Annotated in this window: 17 protein-coding genes; 11 read left to right on the top strand and 6 right to left on the bottom strand. The window is 36.9% G+C overall.

Going from position 1 to position 17,143, the window contains the following annotated elements; translation table 11 throughout:
* Positions 1 to 13: 13 nt before the first annotated feature.
* Positions 14 to 4,645, bottom strand: a complete 4,632-nt coding sequence (locus A5482_RS14850; RefSeq protein ID WP_069791060.1) for a plasmid replication protein, CyRepA1 family — start codon at positions 4,643 to 4,645, stop codon at positions 14 to 16.
* A 745-nt stretch (positions 4,646 to 5,390) separates the two neighbouring features.
* Between A5482_RS14850 and A5482_RS14855 the strand changes: the two genes are divergently transcribed.
* Positions 5,391 to 6,020 carry a PEP-CTERM sorting domain-containing protein gene (locus A5482_RS14855; RefSeq protein ID WP_069791059.1) on the top strand — a complete coding sequence of 210 codons (630 nt, stop codon included), beginning with the start codon at positions 5,391 to 5,393 and terminating at the stop codon, positions 6,018 to 6,020.
* Between the two features lie 380 nt (positions 6,021 to 6,400).
* Here the strand turns inward: A5482_RS14855 and A5482_RS14860 are convergent, their stop codons facing one another.
* The 4 genes from A5482_RS14860 to A5482_RS14875 form a co-directional block, all read right to left on the bottom strand.
* On the bottom strand, positions 6,401 to 6,796 hold the full coding sequence (locus A5482_RS14860; protein ID WP_069791058.1) for a hypothetical protein: 396 nt from the start codon (positions 6,794 to 6,796) through the stop codon (positions 6,401 to 6,403).
* Between the two features lie 335 nt (positions 6,797 to 7,131).
* Entirely contained in the window at positions 7,132 to 8,265 is a 1,134-nt protein-coding gene (locus A5482_RS14865; protein WP_069791057.1) for a hypothetical protein, read from the bottom strand.
* 109 nt (positions 8,266 to 8,374) lie between these two features.
* Positions 8,375 to 8,509, bottom strand: coding sequence for a hypothetical protein (locus tag A5482_RS14870; protein WP_255365547.1), 135 nt, complete (start codon positions 8,507 to 8,509; stop codon positions 8,375 to 8,377).
* A gap of 26 nt (positions 8,510 to 8,535) precedes the next feature.
* Entirely contained in the window at positions 8,536 to 10,389 is a 1,854-nt protein-coding gene (locus A5482_RS14875; protein ID WP_069791056.1) for a hypothetical protein, read from the bottom strand.
* Positions 10,390 to 10,850: 461 nt separating this feature from the next.
* On the opposite strand from A5482_RS14875, the gene A5482_RS14880 reads away from it, so the two are divergent.
* A complete protein-coding gene (locus A5482_RS14880) occupies positions 10,851 to 11,222 on the top strand; it encodes a hypothetical protein (RefSeq protein WP_069791055.1) in 372 nt (123 codons plus the stop codon).
* 153 nt (positions 11,223 to 11,375) lie between these two features.
* Entirely contained in the window at positions 11,376 to 11,687 is a 312-nt protein-coding gene (locus A5482_RS14885; protein WP_069791054.1) for an HNH endonuclease, read from the top strand.
* 57 nt (positions 11,688 to 11,744) lie between these two features.
* Here A5482_RS14885 and A5482_RS14890 read toward each other — a convergent pair whose 3' ends face one another.
* Positions 11,745 to 12,263 (bottom strand): hypothetical protein, encoded by a 519-nt coding sequence (locus tag A5482_RS14890; protein ID WP_242411972.1) that lies wholly within the window; start codon positions 12,261 to 12,263, stop codon positions 11,745 to 11,747.
* Positions 12,264 to 12,739: 476 nt separating this feature from the next.
* Between A5482_RS14890 and A5482_RS14895 the strand changes: the two genes are divergently transcribed.
* The 8 genes from A5482_RS14895 to A5482_RS14930 all read left to right on the top strand — a co-directional run bounded on the left by A5482_RS14895 (position 12,740) and on the right by A5482_RS14930 (position 17,142).
* The gene (locus A5482_RS14895) at positions 12,740 to 14,245 is read left to right on the top strand and encodes a type I restriction-modification system subunit M (RefSeq protein ID WP_069791053.1); all 1,506 of its coding nucleotides are present in this window, start codon (positions 12,740 to 12,742) and stop codon (positions 14,243 to 14,245) included.
* A gap of 64 nt (positions 14,246 to 14,309) precedes the next feature.
* Positions 14,310 to 14,591, top strand: a complete 282-nt coding sequence (locus tag A5482_RS14900) for a type II toxin-antitoxin system RelE/ParE family toxin (protein WP_069791052.1) — start codon at positions 14,310 to 14,312, stop codon at positions 14,589 to 14,591.
* 4 nt (positions 14,592 to 14,595) lie between these two features.
* Positions 14,596 to 14,895 (top strand): HigA family addiction module antitoxin, encoded by a 300-nt coding sequence (locus A5482_RS14905; RefSeq protein WP_069791062.1) that lies wholly within the window; start codon positions 14,596 to 14,598, stop codon positions 14,893 to 14,895.
* A gap of 10 nt (positions 14,896 to 14,905) precedes the next feature.
* Entirely contained in the window at positions 14,906 to 15,226 is a 321-nt protein-coding gene (locus A5482_RS14910) for a hypothetical protein (RefSeq protein ID WP_069791051.1), read from the top strand.
* Positions 15,227 to 15,265: 39 nt separating this feature from the next.
* Positions 15,266 to 16,405, top strand: a complete 1,140-nt coding sequence (locus A5482_RS14915) for a restriction endonuclease subunit S (RefSeq protein ID WP_069791050.1) — start codon at positions 15,266 to 15,268, stop codon at positions 16,403 to 16,405.
* 2 nt (positions 16,406 to 16,407) lie between these two features.
* Positions 16,408 to 16,734, top strand: coding sequence for a DUF6883 domain-containing protein (locus A5482_RS14920; protein ID WP_069791049.1), 327 nt, complete (start codon positions 16,408 to 16,410; stop codon positions 16,732 to 16,734).
* Positions 16,735 to 16,738: 4 nt separating this feature from the next.
* Entirely contained in the window at positions 16,739 to 16,987 is a 249-nt protein-coding gene (locus A5482_RS14925; RefSeq protein ID WP_069791048.1) for a DUF4926 domain-containing protein, read from the top strand.
* On the top strand, positions 16,984 to 17,142 hold the full coding sequence (locus A5482_RS14930) for a hypothetical protein (protein WP_201150072.1): 159 nt from the start codon (positions 16,984 to 16,986) through the stop codon (positions 17,140 to 17,142). Before A5482_RS14925 ends, A5482_RS14930 begins: the two co-directional genes overlap by 4 nt.
* Position 17,143 lies beyond the last annotated feature (1 nt).

Below are 17,143 nucleotides of genomic sequence, written 5' to 3' on the forward strand. Positions count from 1 at the left end.
GCTAGAATAAAGGTTAAGAGAAGATTCGTGTAACTGTCCTAGCTCGAACTTCAACTCCATTCGAGAGCTTAAGCCATCTATCACCCCACAAAGTGAAGATGTCTTTTATTATCCCGAAACCACAGCTTTTAATTCTGTGACCACCACCCAAAATATATTCGGTTTCATAGTTTATCGTTGCCCCTATTTTTAGTTGATTGTGATTAAACGACTCATTACCCTTAACCATCGCCTCAGAGAGCTTAACGGGGCTAGGAACGGCTTTATTATCTGTAATCTCATCCTGAGGGCGATCTCCCCTCTGATAATTCTCTAAACAATTGCCGTTATCCTGATTCTGGGTGCGATCGCCCTTATGATAACTCTCTAAACAATTGCTTTTATCCTGATTCTGGGTAAGATCGCCCCCATCATTATTTTCTATACCATCGCCTCTATCTTTATTCTCTGAACAATCCCTAAGATTTTGATTAATTACCTCATTATTACTATTATTAATTGATTGATTATTTAGATTATTTCCTACTTCTAAATAATCTTGCTCCGAAGGAGAATTTGTCTCAAAAGAGTAACTAGCTACTGACACGGCTGAAACACATACTTCATCTTTATTATAAGGCGTTCCAGTAGATGTTAAATCTCTTATAGAACCATTAATAATACTGCCCTCGTTTTTCCTTGGTTCATTTTTACTTTTCTGGTCGTTTATCATGTCATCAAAATAATCTTTCTTAAGTTCAATCTTTTCAGAATACCTATCAGTAATTGACCATAAGACCGTATCCCAGGTTATCCCTTCCTTAGTTTGGTCTAACTCTACGGGTGCCAATGTCTTATGGTTTTCCGTAATGAAATATTGTCTCGACTGACCATGTTCACGGGGTAAGGCCTCTATTGTGTGTCCAAAGAGCAAAGCTACTTTTCTAATGACTGGGACAAATTTAGAACTTTTAGACCATCTCACCCCAAAATTACGGAGTAAGCATCGAGTAACATTGCCCCATCCCATGACAATACTCCTAGCAGTATCATTATCAAATTTAGCCATTTCAAGGAAACTATCACCGCCAATCAAATCCCATAGTCGAGCCACCATCGCTGGTTGATTGCCCTCTAGTTGAAAAATACCGCTTTTATGGCTTTGGGCTACCCTCGCAGATATTTTATTAACCGATAGATTATGGGCTACCTCTGGGTTATTGGCAAAATAATAGTTTTCAATGCCTTGGATAGTCTCTTGACCATTCTTAAATATCTCATCCACAATGACCTCAATAGTTAATTTATCTAAAAGGTTAGGACACCGCTGGTTAAAATAAAACTTGTTTAACATCGCGCGTTCCTTGTCATTGCGAGACATTTTGTGTTTTAGCTCTTGGGCTTTCATCTCACCGATTAAGGGAGCATCAAAAAACCTTTGAGCCTCAAGTAAAATCAACTCCTCTTTTTTTTCCTTTATGGCCTTGTAGCAATCATCATTGCCCCATTGAGGAGTACATAGCTCATATCCCTCAGCTTCTAACCCCTCCATAAGCAATTCACCGTAATATCGTTTTTGGATGTTAGTACGGGCTTTGTAGATGGACTGATAGCGCTGATTAATAGTCTTAAGCTCAGAGTCGTTAGTAATATATTGTTTTACCAGTTCAGTTGCTTGGTCATTGGTTAAATTTTGAACAGTAGCAACATAACTAACCGATTCCAATAACTCATTGGTCAAAGCAGTATCATTTTTTAAGATCTTTTCAGGGTCATAATCAGCACTGTAACCTATGCCTACCTTACGATAGAGAACATGGCGGTCGCAGTTAGATCTATCGCGCCCTAACATTTGTCGAGCTATATCAGGAGTTGAGACCCCCACAAAATAGCCATAAACACTATCAAAATAATCATCTAACTCAATGGATATACCGCTTTGGATGGCTGGGGTAGCAATGAATAGCTGTATATTTTCATCTTTGATAGCTTGACCCTTATTCTTGATGAACCGCCTTAAATCAGGATTATTACCGAGGTTAGGGGCAGAGTAGCAAACCGTTTTATATTTATCCTTATAGAATTCATAAAAAGCATGAGCTGCGGTACAAGAATCAGCTATTAAGAAGATATTTTTACCAACTGACAAATCTTGTCTTAACTGATAACTAAACGCCTCCTCACTGCCTTTGCCAGTATAGGGGTATAGCTTTCTATGGAATGGATTGTAAGTGTTTAAAATCTTACGGGTAGCAAAACCTGATATATCTTTCCAGTAGTTCACCGCTGTATCAGTTAAATCAGCATCCAATAAGATTATTCCTTTTGAGTTGGTGGCTATCTTTGAAAGGGTTGACCATACCAATGGCCGAACTTTTTTAATATAGGTTTTACTGTTGAGTAATGAGTCGGTGGTTGACTCAGCTTCATCACAAATAATGAAATAATTGCTTAAATCATGGTTTGACAATCGCCATAATGAATCAATACAGACAGCTAAGGATTGACCATTATTAATTGCAGTCTCAAGGAAACCACCGTTATCCAACATCGCCTCAACACTTGTCAGTCCTAACTCTTTGGATAGACTGCCAAGTAATTCAACCCTATTACAGACAACTACTATGGGTTGATTTTGGATCCATTCCCTCAAGATATTGCTTAAGAAGTAACTCTTTCCTGTACCTTTGGGCGACTTGATAGCATAGATTAAATTATTAAAATCAATGTCATTTTTAATAATGTCATCCACAATGGCATCGGATATAAAGCGATTGTCAATGAGATGGTCAGGGCTAAATATTGAGTATTTCTTATTACGCTTAAGAGTCTCATGTTTAAAGACATCTTTCTGAAGCTCTAACCATCGTTTATCGTCTTCTGGTACCCATCCCTTAATCTTTTTGGCATGGAAGATTAAAGAGCCGATTTGTTGCTCCCCTGACCAATATTCTGCTAATTTACCATCCCATTCTGGTACATCTGGACAATGAATTTTTGCTAATTTAACCGCCTCGGTAAAGCCTAAATAATTCTTAACTATACCAAAGACATTAAGCCTAATATCTTTTTCTGGATCTTCAGAGTCCATAGGTATTATGGGTTTTAATCCTAGCTCCTCAGAGTCTATGGGTGTTATGGGTTTTAACCCTAGCTCCTCAGAATCTATGGGTATTATGGGTTTTAATCCTAGATCCTCAGAGTTTATGGGTGTTATGGGTTTTAATCCTAGCTCCTCAGAATCTATGGGTATTATGGTTTCTAATCCTAGCTCTTGATTTTGCCATGGGTACAAAATATTAACCAAATAATTAAGGCTATCTTTTAACCATGGTGCATCAAATAACGGTGGCTTTCCTTGCTCCTCTAAGATTTTACTTTTGAGGTTGAATGCCTTCCATACCTGATCGGTATCAGGATTAAAACCCCATTCTGATGCAGTTTTTATGATGGTATTCCATCCAAAATTACCAGAGGATGATTCGATATATTGTTGCCAGTCACCCCCATTAGGGGAATGCCTATAAGCCAAGGCTATGGCTTCACTATTACCAAGGATATTGGCGATCCCCTTAAATAATATTCGATATAGCTCATAGGTACCACTTCCTGTTATCCTCGGTGGGATAATGGTTAAAAGATAATCAATCTTTTCTCTTTCAATTTTGACGGCTTCCTTGCTTCTCTCATCCCTATTTTTTCTTTCTTCTCTGGTTCTTATTTTCCGCTCCTTCCTCTCCTGTTTAGTCTCATGGATTTTATTACTCTTGGCTTGAGTGCGATCGCCCTCAGAATCATCCAAAGGAATATAGATTTTAGTCAATCCCTCATCAAGAGCTTTCTTGAGATTATCTAATTTTTCCTCTTTGGTTATGGGATTAGCTTTCCTTGCTCCATTAACCTTGTCACTATTTAAAATCCTCTCAAGACAAGACCACCAACTATCGGTAATATCACTAGGAAAAGTTAATTCTACATAGTCAAAATAGGTCTTTAAGCCCTTCAAAACTTCATCATAAGAATAGGCTTTACCTTTTTGCAAAATCTCTTGATAATTACCCTTTTCCTTGCGATAAGACCATGGAAATCTAAAGGGTTGATGTGGTCTAGTTACCATGGGATCTCCATCCAAGGCAAGGCATAACAACCGCCGTAAATAAATGACCTTCTCCATGGATGTTGGTTCATTTAGGAGTATATGAAGGTGTATGGACTTACCACCACTTGAGATGAGGTAAGGAGTTAGACCTGTTACCTCTGAGAAGCTCTGGTATAGTTTTAATTGCTCATCCCTTGGTAAGTCATCTATCTCTGTAATTACTTGGGTGGATAACTTTTGATAGGGTTTTAGGGGGAATGGAGATGAAGGATCTCCACATCCAAAAAATCCACCGCCTTTATTTTTTCTTGTCAAGTTGTCAATAAATTCAAACCCATTCTTAATAGGTTTATTTGACCATGACCTCGTCTGGCCGCCTTCTTGACTATCAAGCCCAAATTTTTTGATGGAGTATTTATTCTTCTCGGTAGCCCTGAACTCGATGTCACCATCAACGACTATTCCTTTGAAGAATTCATAAGTACCTCTTTTAAACCAAAATTCACTTATGCCAGCGGTACTGAGATATTCTAGGGTTTCCTGTTTCCTTACTTGTAAAGTTTTCATTACTTTTCACCCCCCACCATTGCTTTCAATTCATAAGGGGGCAGAAGCCGCCTATATCGACTACATCGACTCCTTGAATCTTTGTCTTTAAACTCTATGAAGCCCTTAAGCCCTGAGCATCTGTTGCAAGGTTTACTTAACTTGTAACTTCGACCATTTAGGGCTTTTATTGCCCTTCTTAAGTCATCCTCTATACATTTCTGCACACAGTAATGACACTCTATAATAGGGTATTTGTTATTTGGGTTATAAATCTTGTAAACCCTCTTATGTAAAGACTTTATAGAGGTAAATAGTTTAAGTGTATTACTCTCAAACGTAGTAAAATCGCCCTCTATAATAGGTTGCAACTTTACATTTATGTTGTTATCATGTGAATAGTTATGGACATCCGTGTCTGGGTATATATGCTTATTGCCCTTTCTGAAGATGCTATAGCTTGAATGTACTGATGATGTGATAATTATTATCATTGATTTGGGGAAAAGAGGTACGAGTGTGTTACGGTTTGGCGACCTGTTCACAATTGTACCTAAATTTTCTCTTTTCAGGTAGAAAAAAATCGATTCATTTTCCAAATTCTTAAAGGTAAAGAGTTCAAAATTCAGAAAAACGATCTTGTAAGATTATCAAAAAAGAGAAGGTAGGGGGCAAAAATCCTTACCTTTTCGGTGTAAAGCTAGGGAAGCCCTCTACAATAAAATGTTAATTACACATAATCCAATTTAAAAGGGGACTAAGCAAGATGGCTACAGTAAATTCACTAGCAAAATTATCAATGGCTACAGTTGGAACGGCTGTAATTGCTCTATCAGTAGCAGGAACTGCACAAGCAGTTGTTTTGACATTTGACGACGTTACTCAAGGCTCATCGGCTGAAATTCCTAACGGCTATGGTGGTTTAAACTGGAGCAACTTTTGGGTACTCAAAGGCACTAGCCAGCCTGGAAATGGCTATGAGAAAGGGATAGTTTCAGGAGATTACGTAGCGTTCAATTCGTTTGCTAATCCGGCTGAGATAACTGGTAGTCTATTTGACTTTAATGGTGCTTTCCTAACAGCAGCTTGGAACGATGGTCTTTCTGTGTTAGTGGAAGGTTTTAATAGCGGAACTAATCTATATTCACAGACAGTTGTTGTAAACACCACAAGTCCTACTTGGTTTGACTTTAATTTTCTTGGTGTTGATCGATTAAGATTTTCCTCCTTTGGTGGAGTTCAAAATCCAAATTTGTCCGTTTCAGACACACACTTTGCCATGGATAACTTCACCTTCAACGAGACACAAGCCGTCCCTGAACCCACTTCTCTGATTGGGATCTTAGGCTTAGGTGCTTTTGGTGTTATCTCTCTTCGCAAGCGTAAACGGGGTTGAGCCGAGATACGTGTAAAATAGTGCAGTGCGACCCGTTCTAGCCAAAGTCTAGGTCAAATGACCAAAACGTAAGCTAGGGGAAAAACTAGCAAAGCTGTTACTAGGGGCAATCTAGGCTGAAATCTTTCTGAGACAACAATTTCAGAATTATTTTAAATTATTAATCCCATAATGTTTCAAAACGGTATTGTTAACAAAGGTCTATTTGGTACAGAAATCTACTACGAGATTTCAAGCGTTTGAGGGTGATAATTTTTAGAGGGTTTAATTGGTACAGTTCTTATCGGGGTTTCTTGTACAAATGCTACTCAAACGCCTTAAATAAGGACTGAAAATTTCAGTCCTTATTTCACAACAACCCCAATATAGATAGTTACAAACTAAAGAGATTGAAGGTCACAATCTAAATAGTCTGAATTAACCCAACCTTCACGATTGTTCACACGGCTGTTTGGTCCCTGAATCACTTTAACCATGTTCCAAACAACATTATTCTTAACGATAAACGTACCAGAACCCATAAAACCTAGAACCGTATTACCGTTGTCTAAGCCAACGATGGCAGGCCCTGCAGGTTCATTCCGAACGGCTAATTGTCCTCTTTGTAAACCTGTCACACTACATCGAACCCAACCACGATTTGGGCCTGTTCTCTGAGAAATTTCAAAGCTACTTGTAGTCTGGGAGATTGCCTCATTAGGGGAAATTGAAAAGGCTAATAAAGCACTACTACTTAGAAGAGCTACAATTTGCCCTAGTCTTGTTTTTTTGTTCACAGTTTTTTTGTCTAAAATGCAATTATAACCCCTATAAGAACATGAATTTTAAAGTTGTTGGACGAGAACAAATTATGCTTTGAGTTTATTCCCAACTCAGGTTTGACGGATACTTTATTCCTTGAAATCATTTATTACCATTCAATGCTTGTCAAGGATTTTTTATTTAGGACCTTCGGAACGAGGGATAAAGCCTATCGCCAGAAAGTAAGACTCAATAATCTACGAAGATTTAAAAGCATTTCTTTGGGTAGAAAGCCAACACCATAACCTTTGATTTGGTATATAGTAGTTCACTTGCATCCTCATGACACTAACCCGATGTTTCCGCCGCATCAGCGCACTTTAAACCACTCATAAAAATTGGTGTGCTTACCATTCTTAGTAGTTTTGATGGTTGTTTCTACCTTCATATAATCCCAAAACTCAGGGAAAGGTGCTTTTCTCTTGCCACTAGCCAAATCGGTTACCCTTGCAGGGGAACTTAAGCCAAGAGCTTGAGCCAGTATCTTAGTTTGTACCTTACCCTTCGGTAAAGCTAAAAAGTCAGCGGGAATATGACTAACATCAGTTTGGTTAATAACTTCACTATTAATTAAATTCTGATTTGCTTCAATGTGTTTATGCCGAAAGGTATTAACTAAGTTATTACTTTCGTTATCATCTTTGTTGCTAAGAGTCTTAATTAAGCTAGTATCTTGGTCATCAGTAAGGGTATTAACTACGTCAACACCTTGGGTATTATCCTTGTCAGCAAAGGTATTAACTACGTCAATATCTTGGGTATCATCTTTATCCCTAGAGGCAGTATTTTCATTACTTAAGTTATTGGTCAGGTTAGTATCTTTGTTATTACCCTTGTTAGTTTGGGTCTGAGCTAAACCATTATCTTGGCCATTAGCCTTATCAGTAAAGGTATTAATTGAGTTAGCACTATTATTGTTAACCGTTTCAGATTCCTGTTTTGCTTCCAGGGAATCCTCCTGCACCAATGAAGAAATAACTTCCCCCTGATCTTCATCCATAGAAATATCAGGAATGACTTTTAACGCCCCTTGCTCCCCAACATCGTCATCAGTTGTAATATTATCTTCCTTACCATTAGTTAATAACTTATTGTTAACCAAGTTACTATCTATTAGATCCTCTTTACTATCTAAATGTGATAAAGGTCTTAACTTATTCTCCACTAAGTTATTAACTAAAGAATCTAAATGAGTATCTAAATAATGGCTCACCTTTTGCTTCACTAAAGCATCTAAATCCAACTGCTCAAACTGTAAGGCCAGATCTCGTAAAGTACCATCCCGATTTTCCAAAATCGGTTTGCCAGCATCGTGCCAAGCCTCTAACAACCTTCCTAAAACCCTCGCTTTGGATACTCCATCATGAAGACTAATAAACTCATTGAGCATTGATAACTGATGCTCAGTAATCAAACCAGAATATTTTGGTAAAGAACTAGGCATAATCAATAGATATGAACTAAGTTATTACCTCAATAATAACTTAGTTGAGTAATTATCACGGAAAATGTGCTATGGGAAGCCCCTACGCTCAAAGTATAGGGTAGTTTAGTTACTTGTCACCACTAACTCTATATTCACGCCAAATCATTGTCAAATCCAACGGCTGAAACACCAACAGAAGAAAAGAGTGAGGATTAGGAGTTATGGGTTGTGGTGGGCGTTCTGCATTGCAGATGTTAATCATAGGACTAAATAATGCAGAATTTTTATTTATTGAGCTTGAAAAAGACTGTTTTCTTGCTTCATAAAAGTGACACCGATAGTCATTTTTTCCCTCGATGTTTGTTTGTTATAAACTTTGTCAGCCATTTCCTTACTATGGTGCATGATGTAAGCGATAGACTCTCTTTCTTTATCGCTAAGACCAAGATTGTTAATGTAAGTAACAAATATACTTCTTAGGCTGTGGGGAGAAAGATTGTAATTAGTGAGACGAAAAAATATGGATCTGACATAACTCCCAAATTTGGAGCGGTTACTATCCCGAAAACTGATTCCAGACCTAGACCTGATAAATACCGCATCAGTTTTACCTGCTGTTGCTAAAACATCACGATAACCTTCAAATAACCATTTGTTGAGGTAGTCGTAAAAGAAAGTACCATCTCCAAAATCAATATTTTCAATCTCATACCAAAACTCACCATAAGTTTTACCCGTTTTGTATTGTTGGGGTAAAAGATGGATGTAGTATTTTGATTTTGTTACTTCTTCTTTTTGTAATTGATCATAAGGAGTAAAATTAGCCGTTTCGTAGTTATAAAGACCATAGACCAAAGTTTTGCCAAAAGTTAGTTCTCGGTAAGTTCTACTGCGGTCTGTAGGCATAAATACCATTAAACCAATCAGCAAAAAACTTTGTAAGTGGAGAGCTTTAGAAAACTTAGTTAGTTTATTCCCTCGATTATATTTATAACCACTGTTATATTCATAATCTTGGTCAGCTAACTTTTTCAGTCTCATCGCTACCTGTATAGTTTCCTCTCTGCTAAACGGCGGTACGATACCATCGTCCTCATCACAGTTATCTTTCTCTAAATTTCGTCTGTAGGCTTTAAGTCTATTAATTAATTTAATATCTTGATAATCATCTCCTTCGTCTTCATCAGTTATGTCGTGGTATAAATACTTAGTAAAAGCGATTAAAGCATTACAAACTAAAACTTTTGCTCCTGTTGTAGTTTCCGCCATATAAGTGTTGAAGTACCGATTAAGTAATTTGATAAACGACTTTGTTTTTCGGTTAATCTTTGATTTTAACAGCCATTCTTTCTTGGCTAACTCAGTCACAAAGTTATCATCTAATTCATCCTCATCTTGGTAATTATTAATGTAAGGATCAATCACAGGTATTATTTTAGTAATAACTAATTCATCAATGGTTAACTCAGTTTCCTCTTTACACCAACCAAAGAATCTTCTCACTACATCTATATTGGTATTGATAGTTCTATCTCTTAACTTTTCCTTGTTTTTTCTAAACTCAGCAAAGCTATTTAAAATATCAAATATTTCAGCTAAACTTTCAGTTGATTTGTCCACTAACTCCTGTTCTGACAAATGTGGATATTTATCTTTTAACTCATTAATAAACTTATAAGGTTTATTTTCCAGGATGATCTGACGATTAACACTACAACTTTTTTGTTTATACATCGACTTATCCATAATTTTTTGTCGATAGGGCAATATGAATTCAGCTTCTTCTTCTCCTTGACTAGAAACAGGCAAGGAATTTTTTACAAATTCAAAAAAGACTCTGGCATAGGAAATGTCTGCCTTCATTTTCGCTTTTGTGTCTTTGCCATACATCTTGCAGCCCTTCTCTACCAAAGATAGATGATATTCAATGTCGAAAGACTGGTCAACAGAAATATCTTTTAGTTTTACTAGCTGGGTTTCAATTTGTTTTTTGGTTAATCTTTGCCCTCTAACCTTTTTTTCCTTATGCCCAGTTAAATAAAATCTTAGTATAGATGTATTGATGCAATTAATTTTACTAACGGAAGACTGAAATTCTTGGCTAGTAAAGTATTCGTATAAAGTTGGATATGGCTGATTCATTGCTCTAAAAATTATTTGTTGTAGTCACAATAGCTAAAACTGCTCTTGTAATAAGTATTAGCTAGTAAGTTATTAATATTATATCCAACAATTTCACTTTTGCAAAAAACAGTCCGACGATAAGGGGTCTTTACAAATACAAAGTAAATTAGAGGTAAAACAAAGAGTTAAAGTCTCTCCTTGTATAGATTATAGCTTTTACTATTCGCTTTCGTTTATTCTAAGTGTTGGATAAAGCTAAAAAAAAGAAACAAAAACGTTGGAAAATCGCTCTAGTAGTCACAGGAGCTAAATAATTATTAAATAAAGTGCTTGTTGTGTTGGATAAGAGTTGGATAATGGATAAGCCAAAAATAAGCTGAGTTTTAACTTTTGGAGAATCGAAGGAAGGTTATTTTTCCTGATTAAAGTTTAGTGTGGGATGATCGTATTGGTCAAACTAATGGTGGTAATAAATCGTTATGAAAAAAAAGTTGTTTACACCAATTTACGACGAGAATAAGGTGAGATTTAATTTGTCTATTGACCCTAGGTTAAAACAAAAGTTAGAAGAGTTAAAAGCCAAAAATGATATATCGATTAGTGAGCGCGTAGAAGCCCTTTATCGTCAACATCAAAAAATTATTGAAGGGATCGAGGTGCCACAATCTCTATTTCTCAGAAGAAAGGGGCAAAGAGGTGTGGGGATGTACTCTGAAAATCAGCAAGTAAGGGTTACTTGTGGTATCCATATTACCCCTAGTGCTAAAAAATTTTTGGAATTATCTGCTAAACAAAAGGGTACTGATTGCTCTAAGTTAATTGAGTTAGCACTGAAGCAAATCTATGATTAATACCGTATAGATATTTAGGGCTATGGGGGTAAAGCTAAGGAGCTGTAGTTTTGTGCTAACTCCGAGAGTTATTATTTAGACAAAGATATAATTTAGATATTCCTTGTAATAATGTTTTAGATAATTATGAGGAAAAAACAATAACCAAGACTCATGATGAGTAATAGTCGTTACCCTAGAAACTGGACGGACATTGCCTTTACCCTCAAACAGAAGGCAAAATGGCGATGTCAGAAGTGTGGAATGCAGTGTCTTAAACCAGGAGATAAAACTGCTCATCTGAGCAAATCAGACCGCGCTAAACTAACCTTGGTTGTCCATCACCGTAACTACCAACCAGAGGATAATAGGGAGGACAATTTGGTGTGTCTTTGCACAGGCTGTCATCTGGGCTATCACACCAGAAAGCGTGGGAATATCAGCATTGGGCAGTTATCCCTAGATTTAAACTTTAACCAAGTGTAGTCAATTCATCCCAACCCTATGTTTCTGTCCTGTAGAAGGATAGGGATGAATTGAGAGTTAACGAAAGGTGGGTTTAAAATTCTTGGTAAAATTAATCCATCTATCTTGTTTTTGACCAACGAGGTTGAGGGTAGGAACAGCAACATTTCTTGTAATAGGAGGACCAGATTCTCCTTGTCCATAAACAATGGGGGTATTTTGAGACGTACCTAATCCATAAGCACTAACAATGTCGTTAGCTAATCGGCAGGAAATCGAAAAATCCCCCATGTAAATATTGCCATTTCCTGCATAGTAGGACCACTCCCTACCGCTATCTTGAAATTGAAGACAATCACGGTGGGTGATTTCAAACATTTTAGCGATATGAATATCGTATCTTCTTAATTTACCGCCGTAAGCTGACTGAGTTGTTTGGGTATCTGGTACAGTTAGCTCGTAGTAACCCTCTGAAGTTGAAATTCTCATGGGTAATGGCTGTCTAGCATTTTGAGCTTTTACGATGGTGGAGGTTAGGGCGATCGCCAAGAAGGTTAAAGCTAAAGATAAATTAAGTCTTTTTGTTGTTTTTTTCATAATCATATAGGTAGATTTGTGATGGGACAGAGGTAGGGGCATACTCTCAAAATACAAAAGACAAGCATAGATGCTTATCCTCAGAGAAAGCCAGTACCAATAAACTCTGAAAGCTATATTTTGCAAATGGTGACAAGCCCTTAGCTTACCCATATCATAGGATAAATCAATCTATTTATCAGAAAAAATAGATATATGGGGGTTGCTGATTTTAAATATGATTTCTCGTTTAGGCAGGGAATGGGCACTCTTGCAATGGTGATAATATTTCATGTCTCAGTTTTGAGCATCACTAAATATATTTCATACCACAATTAAGCACCGCCAAATAATGAATTATGATAGTTAAGACTCAAACCCAACATCATCAGGGAAGCCTATGTTTGCACCCACTCTTTGAAAGGAAAATCCCATTGATAATTATCTGGTAATCAAGGACAATAGGGAAGAGAAGCAAACTAAAGGTATCCCCATAAATGATTACAGGTGAGTTAAAATCTAAAGTTGATAAACTGTGGACAACGTTTTGGAATAACGGTATTAGCAACCCACTTTCAGTGATAGAGCAAATATCCTATCTACTCTTTATCAAACGTTTAGATGACTTACAATTAGCCCAAGAGAAGAAGATAAAACGCTTGGGGGGTACTTTAGACAATCCCACCTTTACCCCAGAAAATAACCATTGTCGTTGGTCAGCCTTCAAAAATCAAAACCCTGCAGATATGTTAGTGACAGTAAGGGATTCAGCTTTTCCTTTTATCAAAACCATCGGTAGGGAAGGGGGTGCTTATGCCCAACACATGAAAGATGCGGTATTTTTTATCGCTAACCCTGCCCTATTGGCGAATGTGGTGGAACAGGTTGACCAGATGCTTGAGTTACTGACCCAACAGGCTAATGAGTCTCAGGATAAAACATACATCGATTTGCAGGGGGATTTGTATGAGTATATGCTTTCAAAGCTCACCACCGCAGGGACAAATGGACAGTTTCGCACTCCTCGCCACATTATCAAGATGATGGTGGAATTAATGAGTCCTTCTTCCCATGAGGTAATTTGTGACCCTGCTTGTGGTACGGGGGGTTTTTTGGTGGCGGTAGCGGAATATCTGCGTCAGCAGAAGGACACCGAGGGAAGTTATGTTTTGCATAATCCCGACAACCGTAAGCATTTTAACGAGGAGATGTTCCACGGTTTTGACTTTGACGCAACCATGTTGCGCATAGGTAGTATGAATATGATGTTACACGGCATTGAAGACCCGAAAATTGAGGCAAGGGATTCTTTAGCCCAAGAACATTCGGAGGTATCGGAAGCCTTTACTTTAATCTTGGCTAATCCTCCTTTTAAGGGATCTTTGGATGCTAATACCATCGCTAAGGATTTGACCAAGGTAATTAGTACCAAAAAGACGGAGTTATTATTTGGGGCGTTGTTTTTGCGGTTGTTGAAGAAGGGGGGAAGAGCGGCGGTAATCGTACCTGATGGGGTGTTATTTGGTTCGTCAAACGCCCATAAAACCCTCCGTAAAACCCTAGTAGAGAGTCATAAGTTGGATGGGATTATCTCTATGCCTTCAGGGGTTTTTAAGCCCTATGCTGGGGTTTCTACGGCGGTGTTGATGTTTACTAAGACGGGGGTAGGTGGCACTGATGCGGTTTGGTTTTATGATATGTCTGGGGATGGTTTATCTTTGGATGATAAGCGTCAACCAGTCGAGGAAAATGATATTCCTGACATTATCACTAAGTGGCATAGTCGAGATGTAAGTAAGGATAATAATCGCAAGGATAAGGCTTTTTTTGTGCCGAGGGAGGAAATAGCGGAAAATGGTTATGATTTGTCTATCAATCGTTATAAGGAGGTGGAATATGAGGAGGTTAGTTATGAGTCTCCTAGGGTGATTTTAGGTAACTTAACCACTTTAGAAAATGAAATTATGAGGGATTTACAGGAGTTAGAACATATGTTGCCATAAACTTCACTGTCAACTGATCTCATGTTATTATCAGGTATGTACTAAATACCAATTTTCACTGTTAATGATTGAGTCTTTTGCTTGTAAGGAAACAGAAAAAATATGGCAAGGTAAATATTCTCGTAAATTGCCTCGTGATATACAGGCAAGGGCTTTAAGAAAATTACGTCAGTTGAATGCTTCTATTAGTTTTGATGATTTAAGATTGCCGCCTAGTAATCGTTTAGAGGCTTTATCTGGAGATCGTAATGGACAATATAGTATTCGTATTAATCAACAATGGCGTTTATGTTTTAGGTGGGAAAATGGTAGTGCTTATCAAGTAGAAATCGTTGATTATCATTAAAATTATGAGTGAAAATTTAATTAATAATCCCCATGCAGGGGTGATACTAAAAGAGGAATTTTTAGTGGAATTAGGTATGAGTCAAAATGCTTTAGCCCGTGCTATTAATGTACCACCTAATCGTATTCATGGCATCGTCAAGGGTACTCGTAGCATTACGGCGGATACTGATTTAAGGTTATGTCGTTTTTTTGGTTTATCAGAAGGTTATTTTTTACGGTTGCAAAATGATTATGAGTTAATGGAAGCCAAGCGTAATTTAGGTAAAAAGTTAAGTTTAATTACTCCTTTGGCTATGTCCTGAAAATGGTATTATGTCTAATTTATATGAAATCTTAAACAAGATAAAAGAAGCACCTGGTATATATTTAGGTCGTCCTTCTGTGAGTGATCTATTTATGTTTTTGATGGGTTATGAGTTTGCTAGAAGTGAAATGGATGTGGATTTAGACGAGGAGGAGGAGTTATTTTATGATAGTTTCCAGCCTTGGTTACAGCAACGTCTGAGAGTGCTTAGTGTCAGCCGTTGGGCTAAGTTGATTATGCTTTCTTGTCATGATGAAAAGGCAGGATTTGATAAGTTTTTCTTCTTGTTAGATGAGTTTCGGCAACAGGCACGGCAACAAGTGGCTTAGATTTTTGTATTATTATTGATTGTTTTTGGAGATGTCAGGATGGAATGGAAAGTTGTAAAATGTCAAGATGTTATAGATATTAGAGATGGAACTCATGACACCCCAAAATATGTAAATGTTGGTTATCCATTAATTACATCAAAAAATCTCAAAAATGGATCAATTGATTTTTCAGAAGTATCATATATTTCTGCTGAAGATTATATTGAAATTAATAAACGTTCCAAAGTTGATAAAGGAGATATTTTATTCGCAATGATAGGAACTATTGGGAATCCTGTTATTGTTGATGTAGATAAAGAATTTTCTATAAAAAATGTTGCACTTTTTAAGTTAAAAAATAGTTCTGTTGACCCAAGATTTTTTAAATACTTTCTTGAATCTTCAATTGTAAAGAAGCAATTAGAAAGAGAGACAAAAGGAGGAACACAAAAATTTGTATCTTTAAAGGTATTAAGGAACTTAAAAATTCCTTTACCTGAGATCGCATCTCAACGCAGAATAGCGGAGATATTGGATAAAGCAGACGAAATCATCAGGAAACGCAAAAGTGCGATCGCCCTTACCGAACAACTACAAAAGTCCATCTTTCTCGATATGTTTGGAGATCCACTACAAAAAAATCAAGAGAAAGTAAAACTTAGTGAAATAGCCAAAATTATTATGGGTCAATCACCAAAGGGTGAATCATATAATACACAAGGTCAAGGAGTTCCTTTACTAAATGGACCGGCTGAGTTTGGTGAAAATTGTCCAGTAGAAAAACAATGGACGAATAAACCTACTAGAATTTGTGAGTCGGGAGATATTCTTTTTTGTGTTAGAGGAGCAACTGCAGGTCGTTTAAATTGGGCAAATAAAGAATATTGTATTGGTAGGGGGTTAGCAGCGATTAGACCGAGTGGAAGTAATAAAAACTACAGCGAATTTATTTACTTAACACTAGAACAATTATACCAATACTTTCAAGATAAAGGGGTTGGAAGTACATTTATTAATATTAACCGTAAGGAAATCGAAGATTTATTAATTCCTAAAATAGACAGAGTAAAAGCGGATAAATTTTATCAATATGCTATTGAATTAAGAAAAATAAAATATAAAAATACAAAAGCATTACAAGAATCAGAAAACTTATTTAACTCCTTATTGCAGAGAGCATTCAAAGGGGAGTTATAGAGATGAAAATTCCCGAAAATGCCATTATCCCAGAAGCAAAAATCACAAAATATTTATTAATCTTTAAACCGAGAAATGATAAGTCGAAATATTTAGCACAGGCTGGATTTTCCCTTGATAATTGGCAACTACTAAAATTAGCAATACAGGAAATCATTAAAGATAATGAAGCCAAAGAAGATATAACAGATCAATACGGTACATATTACCAAGTAATTGGAGAATTAAAAGGAGTCAATAATCAAAACTTAACCGTTGTTACCATTTGGTTAAGAAAAGAAATAGATCAACAATTTCAATTTATCACCCTAAAACCTTATCGAGGATAAAATTATGAATATTGAACTATATGAAGAAATAACCCTAACCCGTGACATTCCACAACATCAATTAAAACAAGGAGATATAGCAACCTTAGTTGATTTTGTAGAACATCCCACAGGAGGAGAAACAGGCTGTATCTTAGAAATATTTAACGCCCTCGGAGAATCCCTAAGAGTTGTAACCGTGCCTATTTCCGCCATTAAACCCCTTACCTCAGAGGATATATTAACCAGTCGTAAACAAGAAATCTTACTATGAATAACACAAAAACCCAAACAAAAATTATCCGTCAAGGGGAATACATAGCCGAAAAACTCGATAACCTACGCCTTGCCTTGCAAAACAACGACTTAAAAACCGCCTCCCAACTCGCCCGTATTTATCACCTAACCCCAGTAACATTAACGGCATAAA

This window comes from Cyanobacterium sp. IPPAS B-1200, assembly GCF_001747005.2.
Taxonomy (GTDB): Bacteria; Cyanobacteriota; Cyanobacteriia; order Cyanobacteriales; family Cyanobacteriaceae; genus Cyanobacterium.